The 24937-nt window shown below is 37.0% G+C and carries 29 protein-coding genes; all 29 read right to left on the bottom strand.

All coding sequences use genetic code 11. The features are described from left to right. Window position 1: 1 nt before the first annotated feature. Window positions 2-271: a flagellar biosynthesis protein FliQ gene (gene fliQ / locus E1I69_RS04210; RefSeq protein WP_116350572.1), complete on the bottom strand. Its 270-nt coding sequence runs from the start codon at window positions 269-271 to the stop codon at window positions 2-4. Window positions 272-480: 209 nt separating this feature from the next. Then, a complete protein-coding gene (gene fliP, locus E1I69_RS04205) occupies window positions 481-1146 on the bottom strand; it encodes a flagellar type III secretion system pore protein FliP (RefSeq protein ID WP_136378352.1) in 666 nt (221 codons plus the stop codon). Then, window positions 1143-1787, bottom strand: coding sequence for a flagellar biosynthetic protein FliO (gene fliO / locus E1I69_RS04200; RefSeq protein WP_136378351.1), 645 nt, complete (start codon window positions 1785-1787; stop codon window positions 1143-1145). Before fliO ends, fliP begins: the two co-directional genes overlap by 4 nt. Window positions 1788-1811: 24 nt before the next feature. Then, on the bottom strand, window positions 1812-2174 hold the full coding sequence (locus E1I69_RS04195) for a response regulator (RefSeq protein WP_136378350.1): 363 nt from the start codon (window positions 2172-2174) through the stop codon (window positions 1812-1814). Between the two features lie 17 nt (window positions 2175-2191). Then, window positions 2192-3421: a flagellar motor switch phosphatase FliY gene (gene fliY / locus E1I69_RS04190; protein ID WP_136378349.1), complete on the bottom strand. Its 1230-nt coding sequence runs from the start codon at window positions 3419-3421 to the stop codon at window positions 2192-2194. Then, window positions 3414-4415: a flagellar motor switch protein FliM gene (gene fliM / locus E1I69_RS04185; protein WP_136378348.1), complete on the bottom strand. Its 1002-nt coding sequence runs from the start codon at window positions 4413-4415 to the stop codon at window positions 3414-3416. The genes fliY and fliM overlap by 8 nt, the downstream gene beginning before the upstream one ends. A 45-nt stretch (window positions 4416-4460) precedes the next feature. Continuing rightward, the gene (fliL, locus tag E1I69_RS04180; RefSeq protein WP_136378347.1) at window positions 4461-4886 is read right to left on the bottom strand and encodes a flagellar basal body-associated protein FliL; all 426 of its coding nucleotides are present in this window, start codon (window positions 4884-4886) and stop codon (window positions 4461-4463) included. 21 nt (window positions 4887-4907) lie between these two features. Further along, complete coding sequence (locus tag E1I69_RS04175) at window positions 4908-5102, bottom strand: flagellar FlbD family protein (protein WP_136378346.1); 195 nt, start codon at window positions 5100-5102, stop codon at window positions 4908-4910. Between the two features lie 42 nt (window positions 5103-5144). Continuing rightward, entirely contained in the window at window positions 5145-6068 is a 924-nt protein-coding gene (locus E1I69_RS04170; protein ID WP_136378345.1) for a flagellar basal-body rod protein FlgG, read from the bottom strand. Window positions 6069-6143: 75 nt separating this feature from the next. After that, a complete protein-coding gene (locus tag E1I69_RS04165; protein ID WP_136378344.1) occupies window positions 6144-6515 on the bottom strand; it encodes a TIGR02530 family flagellar biosynthesis protein in 372 nt (123 codons plus the stop codon). An 11-nt stretch (window positions 6516-6526) separates the two neighbouring features. After that, a complete protein-coding gene (gene flgD / locus E1I69_RS04160; protein WP_136378343.1) occupies window positions 6527-6988 on the bottom strand; it encodes a flagellar hook assembly protein FlgD in 462 nt (153 codons plus the stop codon). A gap of 12 nt (window positions 6989-7000) precedes the next feature. After that, on the bottom strand, window positions 7001-8296 hold the full coding sequence (locus tag E1I69_RS04155; protein ID WP_136378342.1) for a flagellar hook-length control protein FliK: 1296 nt from the start codon (window positions 8294-8296) through the stop codon (window positions 7001-7003). Window positions 8297-8330: 34 nt separating this feature from the next. After that, the gene (locus E1I69_RS04150) at window positions 8331-8903 is read right to left on the bottom strand and encodes a MotE family protein (protein ID WP_136378341.1); all 573 of its coding nucleotides are present in this window, start codon (window positions 8901-8903) and stop codon (window positions 8331-8333) included. An 8-nt stretch (window positions 8904-8911) separates the two neighbouring features. After that, the gene (gene fliJ, locus E1I69_RS04145) at window positions 8912-9355 is read right to left on the bottom strand and encodes a flagellar export protein FliJ (RefSeq protein ID WP_136378340.1); all 444 of its coding nucleotides are present in this window, start codon (window positions 9353-9355) and stop codon (window positions 8912-8914) included. A gap of 5 nt (window positions 9356-9360) precedes the next feature. After that, window positions 9361-10677 (bottom strand): flagellar protein export ATPase FliI, encoded by a 1317-nt coding sequence (gene fliI / locus E1I69_RS04140; protein WP_136378339.1) that lies wholly within the window; start codon window positions 10675-10677, stop codon window positions 9361-9363. A 3-nt stretch (window positions 10678-10680) separates the two neighbouring features. Next, window positions 10681-11442: a flagellar assembly protein FliH gene (gene fliH / locus E1I69_RS04135; protein WP_161974832.1), complete on the bottom strand. Its 762-nt coding sequence runs from the start codon at window positions 11440-11442 to the stop codon at window positions 10681-10683. Continuing rightward, window positions 11435-12454: a flagellar motor switch protein FliG gene (fliG, locus tag E1I69_RS04130; protein WP_136378337.1), complete on the bottom strand. Its 1020-nt coding sequence runs from the start codon at window positions 12452-12454 to the stop codon at window positions 11435-11437. Before fliG ends, fliH begins: the two co-directional genes overlap by 8 nt. Before the next feature lie 11 nt (window positions 12455-12465). Then, the gene (gene fliF / locus E1I69_RS04125; RefSeq protein WP_136378336.1) at window positions 12466-14061 is read right to left on the bottom strand and encodes a flagellar basal-body MS-ring/collar protein FliF; all 1596 of its coding nucleotides are present in this window, start codon (window positions 14059-14061) and stop codon (window positions 12466-12468) included. A gap of 33 nt (window positions 14062-14094) precedes the next feature. Beyond that, entirely contained in the window at window positions 14095-14394 is a 300-nt protein-coding gene (gene fliE, locus E1I69_RS04120) for a flagellar hook-basal body complex protein FliE (RefSeq protein WP_136378335.1), read from the bottom strand. A 10-nt stretch (window positions 14395-14404) separates the two neighbouring features. Continuing rightward, a complete protein-coding gene (gene flgC, locus E1I69_RS04115; RefSeq protein ID WP_207308502.1) occupies window positions 14405-14854 on the bottom strand; it encodes a flagellar basal body rod protein FlgC in 450 nt (149 codons plus the stop codon). A gap of 2 nt (window positions 14855-14856) precedes the next feature. Next, on the bottom strand, window positions 14857-15252 hold the full coding sequence (gene flgB, locus E1I69_RS04110) for a flagellar basal body rod protein FlgB (RefSeq protein ID WP_136378334.1): 396 nt from the start codon (window positions 15250-15252) through the stop codon (window positions 14857-14859). Between the two features lie 336 nt (window positions 15253-15588). Beyond that, the gene (gene codY, locus E1I69_RS04105) at window positions 15589-16368 is read right to left on the bottom strand and encodes a GTP-sensing pleiotropic transcriptional regulator CodY (protein ID WP_136378333.1); all 780 of its coding nucleotides are present in this window, start codon (window positions 16366-16368) and stop codon (window positions 15589-15591) included. Between the two features lie 23 nt (window positions 16369-16391). After that, a complete protein-coding gene (gene hslU, locus E1I69_RS04100; protein WP_207308501.1) occupies window positions 16392-17789 on the bottom strand; it encodes an HslU--HslV peptidase ATPase subunit in 1398 nt (465 codons plus the stop codon). 13 nt (window positions 17790-17802) lie between these two features. Beyond that, window positions 17803-18345: an ATP-dependent protease subunit HslV gene (hslV, locus tag E1I69_RS04095; RefSeq protein ID WP_136378332.1), complete on the bottom strand. Its 543-nt coding sequence runs from the start codon at window positions 18343-18345 to the stop codon at window positions 17803-17805. 17 nt (window positions 18346-18362) lie between these two features. Further along, window positions 18363-19265, bottom strand: coding sequence for a tyrosine recombinase XerC (gene xerC / locus E1I69_RS04090; protein WP_136378331.1), 903 nt, complete (start codon window positions 19263-19265; stop codon window positions 18363-18365). Window positions 19266-19430: 165 nt separating this feature from the next. Beyond that, window positions 19431-21506 carry a type I DNA topoisomerase gene (topA, locus tag E1I69_RS04085; RefSeq protein WP_136378330.1) on the bottom strand — a complete coding sequence of 692 codons (2076 nt, stop codon included), beginning with the start codon at window positions 21504-21506 and terminating at the stop codon, window positions 19431-19433. 108 nt (window positions 21507-21614) lie between these two features. Continuing rightward, entirely contained in the window at window positions 21615-22496 is an 882-nt protein-coding gene (gene dprA / locus E1I69_RS04080) for a DNA-processing protein DprA (protein WP_136378329.1), read from the bottom strand. 68 nt (window positions 22497-22564) lie between these two features. Then, window positions 22565-23467, bottom strand: coding sequence for a succinate--CoA ligase subunit alpha (sucD, locus tag E1I69_RS04075; protein WP_136378328.1), 903 nt, complete (start codon window positions 23465-23467; stop codon window positions 22565-22567). Between the two features lie 18 nt (window positions 23468-23485). Then, complete coding sequence (gene sucC, locus E1I69_RS04070; RefSeq protein WP_136378327.1) at window positions 23486-24646, bottom strand: ADP-forming succinate--CoA ligase subunit beta; 1161 nt, start codon at window positions 24644-24646, stop codon at window positions 23486-23488. Window positions 24647-24937: the final 291 nt, after the last annotated feature.

Raw genomic sequence — 24937 nt, 5'->3', positions numbered from 1 at the left:
TTCAACCTACAAATCTCGTCAAATTACTAAAAATATCATGGGTATATGCAAGCATCTTAGAAAGCATCCAAGGTCCAAAGAAGACCAAGCCAACAAGGACAGCAATGATTTTAGGAATAAAAGCCAAAGTTTGTTCCTGGATTTGTGTTGTTGCCTGAAACACACTCACAATTAGCCCGACTACGAGTGCAACCAATAATAGCGGACCACAAATCATTAATGTCGTATATACACCTTTTTCTGCCAACGATATAACTACTTCAGGATTCAACACGGTTCACCTACTTTATCAAATGCGCCTTGGCGTATTTGCGCCCGATTTTTTTAGGCCCACACGAGGTGGGTCACAAAGAAGTTGCCACATGAAGTGGCGTAATTAGTCTTTGATCTTATGCTCGAAAAATTTCCTTTAAAAAATCGTGGCATCCGCCGGAGGCTTTAACTTTATTTAGCAGAAGTGAGATCTTTTGCTAAATAAAGTTAGAAGGTTTGTAACAGGGATTTAACGATCAAATACCATCCATCCACAAGAACAAATAACAGTATTTTGAATGGCAAGGAAATCATGACAGGTGGAAGCATCATCATTCCCATTGACATTAGGATACTTGCGACAACCATATCAATAACAAGAAATGGAATAAAAATCATAAATCCAATTTGAAATGCTGTTTTTAGTTCGCTTATTGCAAAAGCTGGTACTAATGCGGTTAAAGGGATATCTTGAATCGTTTCGGGTCTGTCTGCTCCAGAGTAATTTAAAAACAATTCCAAGTCCTTTTGTCGAGTATGTACACTCATAAATTCCTTAAACGGTATGGCAGCCCGCGTATACGCCTCCTCTAAATTTATTTCTTCATTAAATAACGGGGTTAAAGCTTGTTCATTCACTTCACTAAATGTTGGTGCCATCACAAAAAAAGTTAAAAATAATGCGAGTCCAATTAAAACCTGATTGGGTGGCATTTGCTGTGTCCCCAAAGATGTCCTAACAAAAGAAAGAACAACAATAATTCTTGTAAAGCTCGTCATTAACATTAAAATACCAGGTCCGATTGAAAGAACAGTTAGAAGGAGAAGGAGCTTAACTGATGTCGAGACATTTTCAGGGGCGCTAGTATTAAAAAATTCCATAAATTCGTTCATTCTTTGCTAGACTCCTTATTTTCAAGTTGCTCGACAATTTTCTTTCTCCCATGTTTTAACTCCGTCAATTGTTTTTGCAGAATTGAGGAAAAAAGAGCTTGATCTTTCTCCTTTGCTGCTTTTCTTTTTTCAAGAAAACGATTAATGATATCTTTTGGTTGAATCATTGATTCTAATGAAGAATTGTGTTGTTCAAGTATTTCATTTATTTCATCTGTGTCTTCGATTTCCTTAAGTAACTGAATGGAATCTCCGACTCCCACAACTAAGATACGCTCTCCAACCTTTACAATTTGAATCGAACGGTTTGTACCTAGACTTGTTCCACCAAGGTTTTCAATAAACCTATGCTGGTTAAACATGCGATTTCTTTTATTCAAGAACTTTAATAAAAAATAAATAAGTGCAATTACAAATAAAGTTGTAAAAATCATTTTAAAAAAATCGCCGGATGTTAGTTCATTGGCTGGCGGTGCAAGTTCTGTAACATCATTCTCTTGCGCAGGCTCTGTTTGGTTTTCTGGATTATAGTTGTTGTAAACATTTTTATCAATTTGGCCATCTTCTGCTTGAACAGGAAAAGTGACAAGCAATGTATGAAAGAAAATGATGGCTATAAAAGCTTTTTTTATATGTTTCACTTCGTTGCCACTCTCCTGGGATTATTAGCTTAAAGTTTTACTGATTGCTTCAATTACTCGGTCTGCTTGGAATGGCTTTACAATAAAATCCTTTGCACCCGCTTGGATTGCATCAATGACCATCGCCTGTTGACCCATAGCTGAACACATAATGACCTTTGCATTTGGGTTCATTTTTTTAATTTCTTTCAGTGCTGATATCCCATCCATTTCAGGCATTGTAATGTCCATTGTTACAAGGTCCGGTTGGTGTTCTTTATATTTTTCAACAGCCTGTGCTCCATCAGCTGCCTCAGCAACAACCTCGTAACCATTTTTAGTTAGGATGTCCTTTATCATCATTCTCATAAATGCTGCATCATCAACAATAAGAATTTTATGTGCCATTTGTATTGCCCCCTACATTAATTCAATTTTTTAATTCGATCACTTTGGCTGATGATATCAGTAATTCTGACACCAAAGTTTTCTTCAATTACTACTACCTCACCTTGTGCGATTAGCTTTCCATTTACTAAAACATCTACCGGCTCACCAGCAAGCTTGTCTAATTCAATAATTGAGCCAGTGGATAATTCAAGAATTTCTTTAATAGAGCGTTTTGTCCTTCCTAATTCAACCGTTACTTGAAGTGGAATATCTAATAACATATTTAGGTTCCTTGATTCAGCTTCTTGTAAATGAACAGATTCAAACTCTGAAAATACAGCTGGTTGAATTTCAGGATGTTTCGCGTGAGTACCACCCAGATGCTGTGGAGCACTATTTGTCATCGGTTGAATAAAATTAGGTTGATGAAATTGCTGTGTAGATTGATATGGTGTCTCCATTTGTTGTTCAGATTCAGCATTAGGCAACGCATAATTCTTTTGCTGGACTGGCATTTCAACATCCACATGTTGAGTTGTACTTTCCGGTGCTGAACCAGTATTTTCCGACTGTGGAGATAAAAGTTCTCCAACAAGTTCTTTCGCAAATCCAACTGGAACCAATTGCATGATGGTTGAATCAATTAATTCACCTATCGTTAAACGAAACGATATTTTCACTAGAATATCATCAGCTGGAAGGTTTTCAGCTCCTTCACCTTGTTTTATGTCGAGAATGTCAATATTCGGTGGAGAGATATCAATTTTCTTACTAAAAACAGTTGACATAGACGTTGCGGCAGACCCCATCATTTGATTCATGGCTTCCTGCACAGCACTTAATTGCAAATCGCCTAAGTTTTCCGGTGCTGCAAGACCATTTCCACCGAGCATTAAATCGGCAATGATCGCTGCATCACTTTGTTTTATGACTAATAGATTTGTCCCTGTAAAACCAGCTGTATAATTAACATAGATTGCAACATATGGGTGTGGAAACTCATCAGCTAACTCAGAGCTTAAAACAAGCGAGACATTTGGTGTCGTAATTTCAACCTTTTGATTGAGTAATGTGGAAAGCGCAGTTGCTGAACTTCCAAAAGAGATATTTCCAATCTCCCCAAGCGCATCTTGTTCCATTAAAGATAAAAAATCTTCTACAAGGGGTTTATTCACATTCGCTACCGGTTCTTCGTTGTCTAAGTCTGCGGTACCTTTTAATAGTGCATCAATTTCGTCTTGTGATAGCATATTTCCATTATTCATTTTCACGGTCCCCCCCTTTAATTTCCTCTAAGATTTGTACGGCTTGTTTTTTATTCACCTTACCAACCTGTGCATAGAATTTAGGTACTCCCTCAACTTTCAACTCGATTGGTTGTTCAATCATTTTATCAAGTTGAATAGTATCCCCAATATCCAATAACAGGAATTCCTGGATAGCAATATTTGTAGTTCCTAACTCTGCAACAATTGGTAACTTTGTATCCTTAAGATTGTTTTGGATATAAGTAATTTCATCTATATTTCGTTCTTTTTTAGGTGTTGATTGCATCCAATAATGGGCTGATAATTTCGGAATAATCGGTTCAAGGAACACATGAGGAATACAAATATTGATCATTCCACTTGTTTCTCCGATTTGGGTATTAAGTGAGATGACTACCACCGTTTCATTGGGTGAAAACATTTGAAGGAACTGTGGATTCACCTCAAATTCGGTTAATATTGGATCTACCTCAACCAAATTAGCCCATGCATCCCGAGCTTGTTCAAAAGCTTTTTCAAACATATTGCTCATAATTTTTGTTTCAATTTCAGTTAAATTTTCGATTTTGTTAAGACCTGTTCCTCTTCCCCCAAGCATTCGATCAAGCATGGCGTAAGCAATATTCGGATTTACCTCCAAAATAATACGCCCATCTAAAGGAGGCATTTCAAATACATTTAAAATCGTCATATTTGGAATGGAACGTATAAATTCCTCATATGGCACTTGGTCGGCTGTACCTACTGTAATTTGCACATAGGTTCGAAGTTGGGCCGAAAAATAGGTTGTTAATAATCGTGCAAAGTTTTCATGGATCCGAGTGATACTCCGAATTTGATCCTTTGAAAAACGAAGTGCCCTTTTAAAATCGTATACTTTTACACGGCGTTCACTTTCTTCTCTCTTTAGTTCTTCTGGATTCATTTCACCAGTCGAAAGAGCTGAAAGTAATGCATCTATTTCACTTTGGGATAATATTTCTCCAGGCAAGGTTCCACCTCCGCTCATTACATACTTCTTTCATCATATTATTGGTTATTGCGGAAGAAAGGATGTCGCATAAACTTTGATAATAGTTCCATCTTGCATTAATTCATTAATTCGATCTTTCAATCTATTTTCAAGATTGACGATTCCTTCTTCACCTTTAAATTCTTCAGATGTCATGTTGGAAAGCTCTTTTATAATGAGATTGCTTACCTGGAATTGTCGTTTTTCTAATTCTTCTTTTCCCTTTTTACCATCTGTCTGAATGTTAAAGGATATACGAATATAATCATCACTAAGTAATTTAGTTGTGATTTCTGGAATTTCGACGGTCGCCTTAAGAACTTGGTCGATTGACGGTTCCTTTTGACTTTCACTAGCAGTCACTTTAGTTAAAATGACAAAAGCGGTGGTACCGACTAAAGTAATCGTACTTAAAATGATGACCATTATGACAAGCAGCTTATTTTTCATAGTACCTTTTCCCCCCAAGCTTTAACGAAGGCCAAGCAAATTTATTTTTTGATAAAATTCAAGAACCTTCACTTGTACATCCTCTTCTGTTTCCTTTACAACAAATTTTTTACCATTTGTTAATGTGATTGTTGTATCAGGAAAAGATTCAACCTGCTCAATATATATTGCATTTAATGTAAATTCTTTGTTATTTAATTTCGTCAAAGTAATCAAGATTTATCGGGGTTTTAGGAAATGACTAAAACCCCTGCCCCCTTAACGTTTTAAGTTTACGAGTTCTTGCAGGATTTCATCAGATGTTGTGATGATACGAGTATTCGCTTGGAATCCACGCTGCGCAACGATCATTTCTGTAAATTCCTCAGAAAGGTCAACGTTTGACATTTCAAGTGCACCCGATTCGATTGATCCGAGTCCGGATTCACCAGCAAAATTGACGACTGGAATACCTGAGTTTGATGATTGTTGGAAGAGATTCCCTCCCACTTTTTCTAAACCACCTGTATTTGGGAATTTCGCTAACACAAGCTGACCTGCCCAACGTAATGTACCAGCTGCATCTACATAAGTAACTGAACCATCTTTACCGATGCTCATGCTTTTCGCATCTGTTGGGATTTGGATAGGTTTATAATTTATCACTGGTTCTCCATCAATATTAGTTGGATTATATTCAGGTGGAGATACATTAAAATCGAATAACCCTGAATTTACATCAGTTGGTTCAATAACTGCATTTGGTGAAAAACCTTGAACATACATACCAGCACTTGTTACCAAGTAGCCTTCCTGATCCATATAGAAGTTACCAGCTCTTGTGTATACTGCGTCTTGTGAAAATCCAGTAGTTGGTGTATCTGTTGGTGATACCTGGAAAAATCCATCGCCAGCAATTGCTAAGTCTAAGATTCTAGCAGTCGTTTGCGTGCTTCCACTATTGTGGATTGTATCAATTGCTGCTAAAGATGAACCTAGTCCAACTTGTTTAGGGTTAACACCACCGAGCGATTGTCCAGGTGCAGTTGCACCATTGATTGTTTGACTCATGATGTCATTAAAGATGGTTCTACCTTTCTTAAAGCCGTACGTATTTACGTTTGCAATATTATTACCAATCACATCTAGTTTGGTTTGAAAGTTTTTCATTCCACTGATTCCTGAGTACATTGAACGTAACATTTCATTTTCCCCTTTCGAATGTAGGTGGCTTCTGTCGATCCGCACACCTTGGCTTCCTGTTAAGGTCCAGCCTAATTAATCTAAAATAATGGTTCCATTTATGTTCGTAAATATCTGTGAGTTTGCCTCATCTCGATTCATTGCAGTAATGACCGTGTTATTTGGGACATTTACAATTAATGCAGCATTATTCGTAACAACCAATGAATCTCGGATTCCTTTTGTTTTAGCTTCCGTTATTTTCATTTGGATTTCTTTCCATTTTGAATCTTGAATATTTATATTCCTCTCGTCTAACCTTTTTTGTGCGTGCTTACTTATAACCAAGTTTGTCTCTTTTTCGAATGTTTCTTTAAATGATATTTTAGGAGGCTCGGTATGCTGCACCTTTTTACGAGTTTGTAATGATAATGGATGATTTTGTATTTGAAAAATTCGATGATCCATGTTTTCACCTCCTATTCTTCTTCGTTAGAAGGTTGTTTCACTTTCAAAATTTCATCACTATAAATTTTCGTTCCATCCTTTAACTCTAGCTCGATATAACCAGATTTTTGTGAAACGGATGTGACAATCCCTGTTCCATTTTTAATGAATTCTTTGCCATCTTCATCTTCCGTTTTAAAGCTGTATTCAACTTCTTTTCCAATCATATTGCTGTATTTTAAAAGTTGCTCACCCTGATTGCCATTCACAAATTTCTCTAAAGTACTATTCATATTAGTCATTTGCTCTAACGAAGTAAAGGTCGCCATTTGAGCGATAAAATCTTTATCCTCCATTGGATTCATCGGGTCTTGATTTTGAAGCTGAGTCATTAAGATTTTCAAGAAATCATCTTTGCCTAATATGTCATTACTTGTTTTTCTTTCGGGTTTTAAATTTGTCAGATAAAGATTTGGATCAATTTTAGTCGCCACTTCATTCACCACCTATACTTTAAAATTGACAAGTTCATCAAGTAAGACAGACGTAAAAGAGTGATCCTCATTGGTTTCTTGTTGGTTATTCTCCTTTGGTTGTCTTCCTGATTGTTGTCCTTGCTGTTGTTCACTTTCTCTTTGTAAACTTCTTTCAGTTTGATACTGAAGTTGAGATGAGACTTCAATTTTATCCACTGAAATGTTTTGTGCTAAGAAAGTATGCTTTAGATTCGTTAGCTGTGATTCAACTAATTCCTTTGCTTGAGTCGTAGAAGCCATAATTCTAGCAATCATTCCTGATTCACTTTGAAGTAGTTCAATTCGTAATGAACCAAGATGCTCTGGATATAAGTTAATTAATAGTTTTTGCTGCCCACCACTATTAAAAAAGTTGCTTCGCGCTAGGATGTTTTGAAATTGCTTAATAAATTGTTGCTGATTAGGAAGCTGCTTTCCATTTTGTTCAACAAATAATGAAAATTGTTGGACTTTAGATAGTTGATTTGAACCAACATCACCTAATGGTGCGCCCTCTGGCGTTGTTGTTACAGCCTGGTTCGTATTGCTTGTCCTTTGCAAGAGTTTTTCCGTTATTATCGTTTGTGGTGTTTCCAACCCTTTTGGTGTGGAGAAATACCTTGCATGGACTACCTGCAAATATTGTTGTCTATTCTGTGATTCTGTTAAAGGCTTATCTGGAAGCTTGTTTTCAAGTGTGTGCATCATTTCCTGTACAATCTTGTTAAACCTTAAATCTGTCGGTTCTTTTTCAACAAGCCCACTTGATGATGTTTGTAATGTCTCGTTAAAGACCATTTTCAATTGTTTTAGCAGATTGATAAGCCCTTCCTTATTTGTATTTGAGGGTTTCTCTGCATATTGTGCTATAACCATAAGTAGTCCTATGAGCTCTGCCTTACCAAACCCCTGCTCTGCTTCCAACTTTTTATCGCCATTTTGAATATCCGTAATAAATGCTTTTATTTGTTCTACCAAATCAGGCGGCAGCATTATAAATACATCTTCATAATCTGCTAGGTCGATAGACTCCTTTGTAACCGTTTCGATGTCAATTAATAAATTCTTGATTGATTCATCTTCTCCAATTTCTTCTGCTAGGCTATGTGAACCATTTGTAATAGTCTTTTCGTTCGGTTGCTGTTCTTTTACTAATGCCTCTAAACTTTCCCGAAAAGACATTTGTGATGAACTATTTCCTAGTAGATTTCTATTACCCACTGACCCGGTTTCAACGGCATTTCGAATGGAAGCCATTGAGGGATCGAAGCTTGCAACCATGTTCATGTCATTTCACCTCCTTTCAAGCGTTTAGAATGCTTTATTGGGTAATCAATTGCGTAAATCTCGCAGCATCTTCAGGTGACATTTTTTCAAAGATAGCAGCAAGTTTTTCAGTATTAATACTTGAAAGTATCTCTCTTGCTTCATTATCTTTTAGATTTGGAATAATTTTTGCCGCATTTTTGGGACTCATTTGCTCATACATTTTGGTTAAATCTTCCAATGATTTATTTTTCGCTAAACGCTCTTCCTGAAGTTTGACTATTTCATCAGAAAGATTTTCGATTTCAAGCTCTAATGACTGGATTTCGCTGTCTTTTGTTTCTAATTCACTTTCAAGTTGTGTGATTTTTGATTCCTTTGCCTGAATTTCTACCTCTAATTCTGAAACCGATACATCATCCTCTATTTGTACCTTTGAATCTTCTTTATCATTAAAAAGGGAAGAAATACCTGGAACCTTGGATGCATAATCCTTAACAGTTCCAATTGGATTAAATCCAGCCACAGATAATAGAACAAAAATGACAACCAATGTAAAGAAGGATGGAATGAGTACGACAAACAGAAACCATTGGAATTTGCTATATTCTTTATCGTTGGGCTCCATTTGATCACCTATCTTCCTTTTGACATAAATTGTTGAATTGAAATTTCATCCATCATCTGGCTTTCCTGCATTTTTATTTGTCCTTCATAAACTGCAAAGTCCTTTTCATGCATGACCTCATATTTTTTAACTTCAATATTTTTTTCAGTTAATATTGCTTGCAACTGCTGCATTTTATTTCTTGCTTTAATGACAAGCTGTTGGTAATACATAATTGTTTTTTCTAAGCCAGTAATGAAAGACTGCTGATGCCGAATGCTCTGGATAGATAAGCCACTTTGTAATTGCTGTCTTTGATCTTCTTCTAATGTTTCCTTCTTCTTTAGCGATTCATATAAGCTTTTAGCTGCTTCTTCAAATTCCTTAACAGAAGATTTATAATCTGCCAAAACTTGATTTTTCTCATTTTCTTTTATCGACATCACTTTTTGAAATTTGAACTTGTAGCTCATTCGATTCATTCACCTTTTTCAGCTAATTGTGCCAATAAGTGTAAACTTTCTTCAAACGTAAATTTCTCATCCGTTTGCTGTTTGATAAACGATATAATCTTTGGATAATACCTAATGGCCTCATCAACTTCAATGGAGGAGCCCCTTTTATAGGCGCCAATATTAATTAAGTCCTCTGAATTAAGATAGGTTGCCATAATCCCTCTAAGTTTTTCAGCATATGCCTTATGTTCCCTTGTTGTAATTTGGCTCATAACACGACTGATGGATTTTAAAACATTAATGGCTGGGTATTGCCCTTTATTGGCAAGACTTCGATCAAGTACGAAATGTCCATCAAGGATCCCTCGGACCGTATCTGCTATCGGCTCATTCATGTCGTCTCCATCCACTAGAACTGTGTAAAAAGCAGTTATCGAACCTAAATGATTCGTCCCGGTTCTCTCCAACAGTCTTGGAAGTGTTGTAAAAACGCTTGGTGTATATCCTTTGGTTGTCGGTGGCTCACCAATAGCTAGGCCAATTTCGCGACTTGCCATCGCAACACGCGTAACCGAATCCATCATTAACATGACATCTTGCCCATTGTCTCTGAAATATTCAGCTATTGCTGTTGCAGTCATTGCTGCTTTGATACGAAGTAGTGCTGGCTGATCGGAAGTTGCCACAACTAAAATGGATCTTTTAAGACCTTCCTTGCCTAAATCTTTTTCTATAAATTCTCGCACCTCGCGTCCACGTTCTCCAACAAGGGCAATCACATTTATATCCGCGGTCGTATTACGAGCAATCATACCCAAAAGTGTACTTTTCCCGACACCACTACCTGCAAAAATTCCGACACGTTGGCCTTTACCAACAGTTAACAAGGTGTCTATCATTTTCACACCAACTTCAATTGGCTCATCAATAGGAGGACGAGATAATGGATTTGGAGGATCTTGTTCAGTAGGAACAGAAGATAACCCCCTAGGTAGCCCACTTCCATCCAACGGATGGCCAAGTGGATCTAATACTTTTCCTATTAATCCAGCGCCAACCTTTATATCAAGCGGTTTGCCAGTAGCTTCCACAATGCTTCCTGGTGAAATATCCTTGACATTAGAAAATGGCATAAGGATGACATGCTCTTCACGAAAACCCACAACTTCAGCTTGAATACATCTTTTATGATTAAAACCAACATATATAAAGCACAGATCTCCAATCGAACATTCTGGTCCGCGCGATTCAATCATTAAGCCAACGACTCTTGTTACCTTACCGTACCTTTTATAAGAATCGATTGCATGTATTTCATTAAGAAGCTCGATTGCTTTCACAGACTATTCCTCCAATAGCAAAGAAAGTAATTTTTCTTTAATCTCAGAAAGCTGGGTATCAACACTTGCATTAATCTTTCCAAAGGACGATTCAATTACACAATCTGTTTCTCCTAGGTCATCATTCGGATAAACAAAAAGATTGGTTTCCCGGTTAAGAATAGCGGTTAAATCCTCTTTTTGCTCAATCACAAATGGATAAAAACGTGGGTGTATTTGAATCGTTATATCAGAATGTTCCTTTACTTCTTTAATCGCCTTTTTTACAAGGTGTGTAAAGTTTTCTGGTTGCTGTGAAAGATGAATCCCAATGACCTTTTCTGCAACTGTCATTGCTAGCTTTAAAATAACCTCTTCTGAAGAATCCAGATATTGATTGTAATCTTGCTTTGATGCATCAATAATTTGACGAGCTTCAGTTAGTAAGTCAGAATACTCTTGATATCCCTTTTCTCTTCCTTCATTCAACCCGGCTTGAAAGCCCTCTTCTGTAGTTTTACGGTAAAGTTCCTGTTGCTCTTCTTCCCAATTACGTTTTTCGACTAATACTTGCTGTCTGCTTGAATTGGAGTATGCAATGGCATCTTTGACAATCTGATCAGCCTGTTCCTTTGCATCATCTAGCATTTTTTTGGAAACAACCTGTAAATCTTCTTGTTCCACCTCAACTTGATTGTTTTCTTTTGTTTGTAACACTTTTAGCCCGATGACTCTTTTTTGAGTATCCTTAGACGGAGTCGAATTTGACTTTATAACGTTAGACAATAATATCATCTCCTCCGCCACGAGCGATGACGATTTCCCCAGCTTCCTCAAGTCTTCTTATAACCGCTACAATACGTGATTGAGCTTCCTCCACATCACGTAAGCGAACCGGTCCCATATATTCCATTTCCTCTTTAAATGTTTCAACCATTCGTTTGGACATGTTTTTAAAGACAATTTCCTTCACTTCTTCACTTGCAACACGAAGTGATAACATGAGGTCCTCATTTTCCACATCACGAATGACACGCTGAATAGCGCGGTTATCAAGAGTAACAATGTCCTCAAATACAAACATTCTCTTTTTGATTTCCTCTGCTAGCTCAGGATCTTGAATCTCAAGTGCATCTAAAATCGTTCTTTCTGTTGAACGATCGACTCCATTTAATACTTCCACAACAGCCTCAATTCCACCGGTTTGCGTATAATCATGTGTTACGGTAGCTGAAAGCTTGCGTTCGAGGATTTGTTCGACCTCATTGATAATTTCAGGTGAAGTTCTATCCATAATTGCAATTCTTCTTGCAATATCTGCTTGAACTTCTTGTGGCAACTCCGATAAAATTTGTGCCGCTTGTCTTGAATCTAAATAAGATAGTATTAATGCAATTGTCTGAGGATGCTCATTTTGAATAAAGTTCAAGATTTGTCCAGGATCCGCCTTCCTAGCAAAATCAAACGGTTTAACCTGAAGAGATGACGTTAATCGATTAATGATGACTCCTGCTTGCTCTTCCCCAAGTGCTTTTTCAAGTACTGTCTTTGCATATCCAATACCACCTTGAGTGATATAATCCTGGGCAATGGCAATTTGATGGAACTCTTCCATAATTTGTTCTTTAGTATTAGCTTCTACTTTTCGAACTCCAGAAATCTCTAATGTTAACTTTTCAATTTCTTCCTCTGATAGATGCTTATACACTGAAGCGGAAACATCTGGACCTAGTGAAATGAGAAGAATGGCTGCTTTTTGTTTGCCAGTAAGACCACTATTACTATCTCGTTTTGCCACTTCGCCACCCCCTACTCATCTGCTAACCATGAACGTAATAATTTTGCAAAATCCTCTGGTTTATCCTTCGCAAGCTTCTCCAATTGCTTTCTTCGAACCGTTGCTTCTGATTCTTTTTCTTCATTAACATCAGGGATATGATCAAAGAAAACCGGTTCTGTTTCAGGAACTTCCTCTTCGATAATTGGTTCTTTCTTTTTGCGTAAAAATAAGAATAATAGAATGATAAGTCCAAGTACTAAAAGACCACCCAAAATATAAACCCATAAAGGAATTGCTGAAATTACAGGCGTTTCACTAACTGTAGTTGATTTTCCATTAAATTCTTGAACAGATACAACAATCTTATCTTGAATTTCTTGTTGTGTTAATTGATTATTAACATCTTGATTTATGCTAGTACTCACGATCGTACTTAGAATTCTTTCAATATCATCGACACGTTCTTGTGGCATCGATGCAGGATCCTTAGGGTCTGGCGCTTCGACCATAACCTGAATTCCTAAATCTCTTATTTTATAAGGAGCTTCTACAATATCCTTTGTGATCCGATTCACATCTTTATTAACACGTTCCTCAATACGTTCGTAATCGCCACTACCAGCTTGTCCACCGGTATTGTAAGCCGGAACTTCGTTTTCTCCAGTTCCGCTTAACCCACCAACTTGGGCACCATCACCAGAAAAGGTCTCAGTTATTCTTTCAACACTGATATCAATACCTTCCATATTTTCAGGATCAACTGGTGTTACAAGATTCTCCTGACGGTTTTCTTGTGTAAAGTCAATATCCGTTGTAACCGACACGACAATTTTATCTGGTCCCATCATTGTTCCAAGCATTTTCTGGACTTGTCTTTGTAGATCTCTTTCAATTTCACGTTTTAATTCAAGCTGTGACGCAACATTTCCAACTACCGCTAAATTTTCTTCATTTTCCAAATCAAAATACTCAAAGTTTTGGTTGGTTATGACGATATTATCAGTAGGTAGATTAGGAATACTTTTTGAAACCAAATGATACAAAGATTTTATTTGCTCTTGTTCAAATCTATATCCAGGTTTCGTGTTTAGAACGATAGAAGCGGACGCCTCTGCCTGGCTGTCCTTAACAAAAATCCCGTCGTTCGGCATGCTAATCATAACCTTCGCATCGTTTATCCCATCGATGCCTTTGATTAGGTTAGCTAACTCAGTTTGAGTGGATTCGAGTTTAAGCATATTAAATTCATTATCGGTCATCCCAAAACCCGCATTTTGACCAAAAAATGAATAATCGATATTGCCACTATCCGGTATTCCTTCTGCCGCAAGTTCAACCATTAAGGTTTCGACCACTTCTTCTGGTACCTTAATGGTTGATCCATTATCCGCTATTTCTGATTGAATTCCCCTGGAATCTAAAGTTGCTTTTATTTGCCCTGTCTCCTGTGGTGTAAGGTTACTATACAAAGGAACAAGGGTTGATTTTGTTGTAAAAAACACGGTAAGCGAAATCACGAAAATTAAAAGTAATGGCAATCCAATTATTGTGGTCTTTTGAAGACCGGATTGTTTCTTCCAATATTCACTTATCTTCGTTTTATATAAAAGAAGTTTCTCTTTCATTTACATACCCCTATCAAGCTGTATTATTTCAGATTAGACCTGCATCCTCATGATTTCTTGGTATGCCTCTACTACTTTATTTCGAATTTGAAGTGTCGCTTGTAAGGAAACACTCGCTTTTTGAGAAGCAATCATTACTTGGTGCAAATCAACGTTTTCGCCTTTAATCAGCTTTTCGGTCATGATATCCGATGTCTTTTGTGAATCATTCACATTATTGATTGCGTCTTTTAAAAAATGGCTAAATTCCTTTTGAACAGTGCTTGCTGTCTTTGGTTGTATCCCAGGCTTTGTAAAAACCTGCGGTGTAGCAATATTTATTTTTTCAATCACGATTCATCACCTATTTTCCAATTTCTAAAGCCTTCATTAACATTCCTTTTGAGGCATTAAGGACTGTCACGTTCGCTTCATACGATCTTGTGGCGCTTATCAAATCGACCATTTCCTTTAGAGGGTCTACATTCGGAAGTGCTACATAGCCTTCTTCATTCGCATCAGGATGATCTGGGTTATATACCAGCTGGAATGGAGTATTATCCTCAACGATTCCTGTCACCTTTACCCCATTGCCAACTTTCGATTGATTCATCGCTTTTGATAGATGTGAGGAAAAACTATTACCTAGGGGTTGCTGAACAACCATTTTTCTTCTATAAGGCTGCCACTGGCCATCAACAAGTTTCCCCCTTGTTGTATCCACATTTGCCATATTCGAAGAAATAACGTCCATTCTGAGTCGTCCAGCTGTTAATGCTGAAGCACTAGTATTGAGGCTATGAAAAATCGACACTCTTAGTTCCCTCCTTTAATCACTGTTTTTAATGTATTGAATTTCCCACTAATTCTTTCTGTTACGGCATTGTAGTAAATTTGGTTCTCCGCCAATAGCGCCATTTCTTTATCTATGTCTACGTTATTACCGTTATGGTTATATGCTGTATCATTTTTGGTAACAACTTGGCTGTTTAGGCGTTTGCTACTAGTAAATTCGAAATGCTTTTCATTCGTACGATTTGCTCTCAATGGACTATTCATTTCATTTGAAAGAAGGTTCTTAAAGCTAACGTCCTGTGCTTTGTAATTTGGTGTATCTACATTTGCAATATTATTTGAAATTACCTTCTGTCGAAGAGCTGAATTATCTAATGCTTTCTCTAGTGAATGAATGGTATTAGAAAAAAGTTTCATCTTATCCCCTCACAAAAAAAATTGTTTCTTCGAATAAATATAACGTATTGTGTTAACTCTTTATTATTGTAATGAAATTAAATCTATCTGTCTATGAAGCTTACGATAAAAAGTGATGTTTTTCGACAATATAGGTCTTTTTCCCTACAGATTCTATTCTTAATTATAGGATTTAAGTCGTTGGTTTTCATCTGTTTTTTACAAAAAAAGACAAGAACTTATTTCCACTATAAAAAATCGACATATTATGATAGAAATCTATTTCAGACATTTGTTCTTTTATTGAATGATAAAAAAAGCGAAGATGGATTAAAACCATCTTCGCTCTTTTTATACTTAATGTGATTTTAGCTTTTCTAATTCCAATAAGAACTTATCATTTAGGACCTTAATGTAAGTTCCCTTCATTCCTAATGAACGTGATTCAATTACGCCCGCACTTTCAAGCTTTCTTAATGCGTTAACGATAACTGATCGTGTGATTCCAACGCGGTCTGCAATTTTACTTGCAACTAATAACCCTTCGTTGCCATTTAATTCTTCAAAAATATGTTCAATAGCTTCAAACTCACTATATGATAATGAACTAATGGCCATTTGAACAACCGCTTTACTTCTAGCTTCTTCCTCAATTTCCTCTGCTTTTTCACGTAGGATTTCCATACCAACTACTGTTGCACCATACTCAGCTAAAATTAAATCATCATCTTCAAAACTTTGATCAAGTCTTGAAAGAATAAGTGTACCTAATCGTTCACCACCACCGATAATTGGTACGATTGTTGTTAAACCGCTTTTGAACAAATCTTTGTTTTCAATTGGGAAAGCAGTATAAGCACTTTCAATATCAAGGTTTGATGAAGTTTCTTGAATATTGAATAGGCTTTGCGTGTACTCCTCTGGGAAATGACGATCTTCAATCATTTTCTTCATTCTTTCATTTTCAATCTGTTGATTGATCGCATATCCAAGAAGTTTTCCACGGCGACTTAATAAGAAAATATTTGCTCCAATCACATCGCGTAGTGTTTCAGACATTTCCTTGAAGTTAACTGGTTTACCAGCTGCATTTTGCAGCATAGCATTAATTTTTCGTGTTCTTTGTAATAATGGCATTTTACTTGTTCCTCCTGATATTCTTACAAAATAAACTGACTCAAATCTTTGTTTTTCACGATTGTACTTAATTTATCATCCACATATTGTGGGGTAATCGTGATTTTTTCCATCGTAATATCTGGTGCTTCAAAAGATAAATCCTCTAAAAGTCTCTCCAAAATTGTATGTAGGCGACGAGCTCCGATATTATCTGTGTCCTGATTCACTTGGAAGGCAACTTCAGCTATCTTACGAATAGCATCGTCAGAAAATTCAAGTTGTATACCTTCTGTTTCTAATAATGCTGAATATTGTTTCAATAGCGCATTATCTGGCTCAACAAGGATTCGATAAAAATCATCTACTGTTAGTTTAGTGAGCTCTACACGAATCGGAAAACGACCTTGTAATTCAGGAATTAGATCCGAAGGCTTTGACATATGGAATGCACCAGCTGCAATAAATAACATATGATCTGTTTTAACGGAGCCATATTTCGTTACAACGGTTGAACCTTCCACTATCGGTAAAATATCTCTTTGAACTCCTTCTCTGGAAACATCTGCCGAAGAAGAATTATGACTTTTACCTGCTACTTTGTCAATCTCATCTATAAAAATAATTCCTGATTGTTCAGCACGATTTACAGCTTCTTGAGTAACCTCATCCATATCAATTAGCTTCGCTGCTTCCTCATTTGTCAAGACTTTCCTTGCTTCTTTAACCGTTAATTTACGCTTTTTACGTTTTTTCGGCATTAAATTACTTAGCGCATCCTGCATATTCATTCCCATGTTCTCCATACCGGAGCCTTGAAAAAGATCAAACATAGATGGCTGCTGTTCTTCTACTTCTACTGTAACATAATAATCTTCAAGTTCTCCAAGTGCAAGCTTGTGAGCCATTCGCTTTCTTCTTTCACTTACACTGTCTTCTTCTGTAGACTTTTCTGCCTCTGGTTCATTAGTATTCCCACCAAATAGCATTTCAAGTGGGTTCTTATAAGTTGGTTGCTTTTTTGAACCTGGGACTAGCAATTCGACAATACGCTTATTGGCATTTTCAACAGCTCGTTCAGAAACTTCCGCCATTTTTTCCTCTTTCACAAGGCGAACAGCTGTCTCGATTAAATCACGGACCATTGATTCTACATCACGACCAACATAACCTACTTCGGTAAACTTAGTAGCCTCTACCTTAACAAACGGAGCACCTACTAGCTTTGCTAATCGTCTAGCAATTTCGGTCTTTCCAACACCCGTTGGCCCAATCATCAGTATATTCTTTGGTACGATTTCATCCTTCAGCTTTTCGTTAAGTAGACTTCGGCGGTATCGATTTCTTAATGCCACTGACACGGCTCGTTTAGCATCGTTTTGGCCAATAATGTATTGATCTAATTTTTCAACAATCTGTCTTGGGGTTAAATTCGTTTTCAAAGTAATCCCCTCCTTATAGTTCTTCAACTATAATATTTTCATTAGTATACACACAAATCTCACTTGCAATTTCTAATGAAGCTTTTGCTATCTCCCTGGCCGTTAAATGATCACCTGAGTATTTTTTTAATGCACGGCCAGCAGAAAGAGCGTAGTTTCCGCCAGAACCAATGGCAAGAATTCCATCATCCGGTTCAATCACTTCACCTGTTCCCGAAATGAGAAGCAAATCCTTCTCATCCATCACAATGAGCATAGCCTCTAATTTACGAAGAACTTTATCACTTCTCCATTCCTTTGCAAGCTCAACCGCTGCCCTTTGTAAATTCCCATTAAACTCCTCAAGGCGTCCTTCAAACATTTCAAAAAGGGTAAATGCATCTGCAACAGAACCCGCAAATCCTGCAATTACTCTCCCTTGAAACAACTTTCGTACCTTTCTTGCTGTATGCTTCATAACAACGGCATTACCAAAGGTTACTTGGCCATCTCCTGCCATTGCTGATTGACCTTTATGTTTGACAGCAAATATTGTTGTAGCATGAAAATTTGACATTTTTTAGAACAACCTCCTTATGCACGTGGATGTGAGGATAAATAAATATTCCGCAAATGATCCTTTGTAACATGCGTATAAACTTGTGTTGACGACAGATTTTCGTGCCCGAGCAGTTCTTGTACAGACCTCATATCAGCGCCCTCGTTTAAAAGGTGTGTAGCAAATGTATGTCTCAATACGTGTGGACTAATATGTATCGTGGATGAAGTCTTTTTAATCATGTTATTTAGGATTAACCGGACTCCCCTCGTTGTTAAAGGTCCACCACGAAAATTAAGGAAAAGACTGTTTGTATGTACTGATGCTTTTTTGAGCAATTCCTTACGACTTTTTTGTATATAGTTTGTAAGTGCTTGTTCAGCATAGCTTCCAAAAGGAACATAGCGTTGTTTATTTCCTTTTCCGTGAACAAACACAGTTCCTACTGAGAAATCGAGATCCTGAAGTGTAAGTTTGCAGCATTCACTTACACGGATTCCGGTCGCATAAAGCAATTCAAGTAAAGCTTGATCCCGCTGCCCTAAACTTGTAGAAACATCCGATACTTTGAAAAGTTTTTCCAATTCTTCTTCATATAAAAAGTGTGGTAGCTTTTGTTCCCTTTTTGGCAATGAAACCAATGAGAATGGATTCTGGGAAATAAGCTTTTCCCGAAGAAGAAAATTAAAAAAACTGCGCAATGTTGAGATTTTCTTTGCAACAGTACGTCTTGCATATTGTTTCTTGTAAAGCTCCGTCAGATACAGTCGTACATCCGAATATGTCACATCCGACAAATTGGAGATGGATTCTTGATTCAGAAATAAGAAAAAATGTTCGATTGATTGCTCATAATGGACAATTGTATATTCTGAATAATTTTTCTCGATTTGTAAATATTCTTTGAACAACTGTAACGATTTGTTCACATTTTCCATTATTTTCACCTCACAAGGGCTACTAAATATTATCACAATTTAGTAGCCCTTGCAAATAAAAACTCTGATTTTTTTACAAAATTCTGAATTGCGCAAGAAATCACATCTATTTCCAAATACGTTAACATGGAAAGTGGTGAGTTATAAGATAACCCACCACACAAGTTATTTTTGAGGTTCCTCTTTGTAATCACACTCAATACACTGTACTTGAATTCCTTTTTTGAGTTTTTTCTCAACAAGTAAGTTCTCGCACTTCGGACATTTCCTTGGTAGAGGTTTATCCCAAGAAAGAAAATCACATTCAGGGTATTGATCGCAACCATAAAAAATTCGCTTCTTCTTGCTTTTGCGTTCAACAATATTTCCTTTTTCACATTTCGGACAAGGGACCCCAATTTCTTTAACAATTGGTTTAGTATTGCGGCAATCAGGGAAATTGGAGCAAGCCATGAATTTTCCATAACGTCCCATCTTATAAACCATTGGATGACCGCAATTTTCACAATCCACACCTGCAGGTTCATCTTTTATTTCAACTTCCTGCATTTCTGCTTCTGCAATTTCTAATCTCTTTTCAAAATCTTTATAGAAATCATCTATGATCTTAATCCATTCTGTCTTTCCATCTTCGATTTCATCAAGGTCATGCTCCATTTTCGCAGTAAACTCAACATCTAATATTCTTGGGAAAAACTCGAGCATCAATTCATCTACAATTTCTCCAAGTTCCGTTGGTACGAAACGTTTGTTATCTAATGACACATACCCTCGTTTTTGAATGGTATCTAACGTTGGCGCATAAGTTGAAGGTCTGCCTATTCCTAATTCCTCAAGGGTCTTAACAAGTCGTGCTTCCGTATAGCGTGGAGGTGGCTGGGTAAAATGTTGCTTGGGATCAATATCTTTTGAAAATACTTGGTCTCCTTCTTCTAGCACAGGGAGCATATTTTCTTTTTCTTCAACATTATCATCATTACCCTCAACATACACCTTCATAAACCCTGGAAATTTAACTTTAGAGCCAGTTGCTCGAAATACAACATCCCCATTATTTAAATCAACACTCATTGTATCCATAATCGCAGAAGCCATTTGACTTGCAACAAAACGCTCCCAAATAAGTTTATACAATCTTAATTGGTCTCTGCCTAAATATTGTTTCACACTATTTGGCTCTCTAAAAACAGATGTTGGTCGAATCCCTTCATGAGCATCTTGGGTATTCATTCCTTTTTTCTCTTTTCTTTTTGTATCTGTTAAAAATTGTTTGCCAAACGTTTTCTCAATATATTGTGAACCTTCTGCAATTGCCGTATCTGATATTCGTGTAGAATCTGTACGCATATATGTGATTAGACCGACTGTTCCTTCTTTGCCTAGGTCAATACCTTCATATAATTGTTGTGCTAGCATCATGGTTTTCTTAGCACGAAAATTCAATTTACGTGCTGCTTCTTGTTGTAAAGAAGAAGTAATAAAAGGTGGTGCCGGGTTTCTTTTTCGTTCCTTTTTTGTGACAGAAGCAATCGTAAATGAGTTACCTTCAATTTTTGAAAGAATATCTTTTACCTCTGCTTCATTTGTTAATTCCAGTTTTTTTCCTTTTACACCATAAAATTGGCCTTCAAATTGCGCATTCCCTTTTAAAAAGTCAGCTTTAATTGTCCAGTATTCTTCAGGCTCAAAATTTTGAATTTCTTTTTCCCTATCAATGATTAATCTGACAGCAACAGATTGTACACGTCCGGCACTTAAGCCTTTTTTTACTTTCTTCCAAAGCAGAGGACTAATGTTATAGCCTACTAATCTGTCAAGAACCCGCCTTGCTTGCTGTGCATCTACTAAATCCTGATTAATCGGGCGCGGATGCTTAAAAGACTCTTTGATAGCATCTTTCGTAATCTCGTTAAAAACAACTCGACAGTCTGAATGAATATCTAGATCTAATGAATGGGCAAGATGCCATGCAATTGCCTCCCCTTCACGATCGGGGTCAGCTGCGAGATATACTTTTTTAGCTTTTTTTGCGGCAGTTTTCAAATCCTTCAATACGGGTCCCTTACCGCGGATTGTTATATATTTCACTTCGAAATGATTTTTTGGATCAACACCCATTTGGCTTCTTGGGAGGTCTCTAATATGACCCATTGAGGCCTTCACCTTATATTTTTTTCCCAAATATCTTTCAATTGTTTTTGCTTTTGCTGGTGATTCAACTATGACTAAATAGTCCGACATGTATCGCTTCCTCCTTAGAGGTTAAATTCTAAATTAAAATAAATCCTCCATATTATTAAATATTTATGGACAGTTTGTCAAACTGTTATGATAATTTTTATACATTTTTTATGAAAAAGTGTGAATTTCCGATAAAATATCCTCGCTGGTAAGCACCAGTTTTGCACCTGATTGAATTAATTTATTCGTTCCAACACATGAAGGTTCAAGAATAGACCCTGGAATGGCAAAAACCTCTCTACCCTGATGTAGTGCTTGATCTGCAGTTATCAATGAACCACTTCTTTCCTTCGCTTCTACAACTAATGTACCTTGTGTCAAACCGCTAATTATTCGATTTCGCATCGGAAACTGCCATTTTTCTGGCCTTGTAAAAGGGGGATATTCAGATATAAGTATATGATTTTGAGTGATAGTAGTTGCCAACTCTTTGTTTTCAAGGGGATAAATATGTTGAAGGCCACCAGCAATGACCGCAATGGTTTTCCCATTATGAGCGATTGCTAGTCTATGAGCCATTGTATCTATTCCACGCGCCAAACCACTAACCAATACCCAATTTTGCTTGAGTAAAGGCACCAACACCTTCGTCATACTTTGCAAGCACGATGCGGTAGGTGTACGAGAGCCTACTACACTTAATAATTTATCACGGTTTAATAATGCCCTGTCTCCAGCAGTGTATAACACCCACGGCGGATCATAAATTTGTTTCAGAAGACGAGGATATTCTTCATCAAATATGGTAATAATGCCCACACTTTTATTGCTATATTGTTTTAGCATACTTTGGATTGATAAAGAATGCAAATCTTTTAAAAAAATATTGAGTTGGATTTTTGTTAATGGAAGGATTTTTTCATAAAACGATGAGGGGTAATTATAAATAGAAGAAAGTGTTGGGTCATGCTGTAGAATTCGAAAAATAGATTTCCAACCTATTCCCCGACAATGGTGAAGATGTATTAAATTTACTCGAAATTTTTCCATATTGTCTCCTTTTTTCATTAGAAAGAGACAGTTCCTCAGGACAGAACTGTCTCATTTCGATATTTTGTTTAGTGTGTTTTACATTTTTCGTATAAACCTTTTTCTTTTAGAACAGAAATTAACGTTTCACCCATTACAGATGGTGTTTCAGCAACCTTAATTCCACATTCATTCATTGTTTTGATCTTTTCAGCTGCCGTACCCTTACCACCAGAAATAATTGCGCCAGCATGTCCCATACGCTTTCCTGGAGGTGCAGTTTGCCCACCGATAAATCCTACAACTGGTTTTGTCATGTTTGCTTTAACCCACTCTGCAGCTTCTTCTTCAGCTGTTCCACCAATTTCACCAATCATGATAACCGCATATGTTTCCTCATCTTCGTTAAAAGCCTTTAACACATCGATGAAGTTTGTTCCGTTAACAGGGTCTCCACCAATACCTACTGCTGTTGTTTGACCAATACCAGCTTGTGTTAGTTGGTGTACAGCCTCATATGTTAACGTACCAGAACGTGATACAACACCTACATGACCTTTTTTATGAATATATCCAGGCATGATACCAATTTTACATTCGTCAGCTGTGATAACACCAGGGCAGTTAGGACCGACTAGACGAGTCTTCTTACCTTCCATATAGCGTTTCACTTTAACCATGTCTAATACTGGAATATGCTCGGTAATACAGATTGCTAGGTCAAGTTCTGCGTCAACTGCTTCCATAATTGCATCCGCCGCAAATGGAGCAGGTACATAAATGACAGAAGCTGTTGCTCCTGTTTGATCTACAGCTTCTTTTACAGTATTGAATACAGGAACACCTTCGACCTCAGTTCCACCTTTACCAGGTGAAGTACCACCAACAATTTTAGTACCGTATTCAAGCATTTGTTTTGTATGGAAAAGCGCCGTAGCACCTGTTATCCCTTGAACAATTACTTTTGTATCTTTATTAACAAAAACACCCATGTTTGTCCCCTGCCTTTCTTACCCTACTAGTGATACGATTTTTTGTGCACCGTCTGCCATTGATCCAGCAGCCGTAATGTTTAGACCAGATTCTTGTAAAATCTTTTTACCTAAATCTACATTTGTTCCTTCAAGGCGTACTACTAGAGGAATTTCCAAGCCTACTTCTTTCGTTGCAGCTACAACACCTTCTGCAATAACATCACATTTCATTATGCCACCAAAAATGTTTACAAAAATACCTTTTACATTTTCATCAGAAAGAATAATTTTGAATGCTTCAGTTACTTTCTCAGCTGTAGCGCCACCCCCAACATCAAGGAAGTTCGCAGGATCTCCACCGTAGTGTTTGATGATATCCATTGTTGACATCGCAAGTCCTGCACCATTCACCATACAGCCAATGTTTCCATCAAGTGAAATATAGCTTAAATCATATTTGGATGCTTCAATTTCCTTTACATCTTCTTCGTCTAAGTCCCGATACTCTAATACGTCTTTTTGACGGAATAATGCGTTAGAATCAAAGTTTAATTTCGCATCAAGAGCCATTACTTTGCCATCGCCAGTTACAACTAGAGGGTTGATTTCAGCAATAGAGCAATCTTTTTCAACGAATGCAGTGTATAAAGCTGTCATGAATTTAACGGCTTGATTCACTAACTCTTTTGGAATGTTGATATTAAATGCAATTCGACGTGCTTGGAATGGCAATAATCCAACAACTGGATCGATTTCTTCTTTGAAAATCTTTTCAGGAGTTTTTTCAGCAACCTCTTCGATTTCTGTTCCACCTTCTTCAGAAGCCATTAAAACAACGCGAGAAGTTGCACGATCAAGTACAAGTCCAACATAGTACTCTTTTTTAATATCGCAGCCTTCTTCAATAAGTAGACGCTTTACTTCTTTACCTTCTGGACCTGTTTGGTGTGTAACAAGAGTTTTACCTAGAATTTCATTAGCATATGTACGAACCTCATCTAGGTTTTTTGCTACTTTAACTCCACCAGCTTTACCACGACCCCCTGCATGAATTTGTGCTTTAACAACACAAACTTGGGTTCCAAGTTCTTTTGCAGCTTCAACAGCCTCATCAACTGTGAATGCAACCTTACCATTAGGAACAGCTACCCCATATTTTCTGAGGATCTCTTTTCCTTGATACTCATGGATATTCATTTCCCATCCTCCATTCTTATGTAAAAAAAGCAAAGAATTTTTTGTCAGTCCAAATGTTATTATACATTTTCTTTTTAAATCTTTCTATGACAATTATAATTTTTCAGAAAAATCACATACGCATAGAAAAGGACATCATTTAAATGACCGGGAATTAACCCAAATCATAATGACGCAAACTAGACAAAAATTAGACTGCGCTTTCATTTTATAACTGAAAATACTGCTTGTCTACCATTTCGCATGAATTTGTTCTTTTTTACTGCTAATTACAAAAAATACTATATCAAA

It is taken from the genome of Bacillus timonensis, assembly GCF_004799755.1.
Taxonomy (GTDB): Bacteria; Bacillota; Bacilli; order Bacillales; family Bacillaceae_L; genus Ferdinandcohnia; species Ferdinandcohnia timonensis_A.
This window is presented reverse-complemented; position numbering and strand designations above follow the sequence as displayed.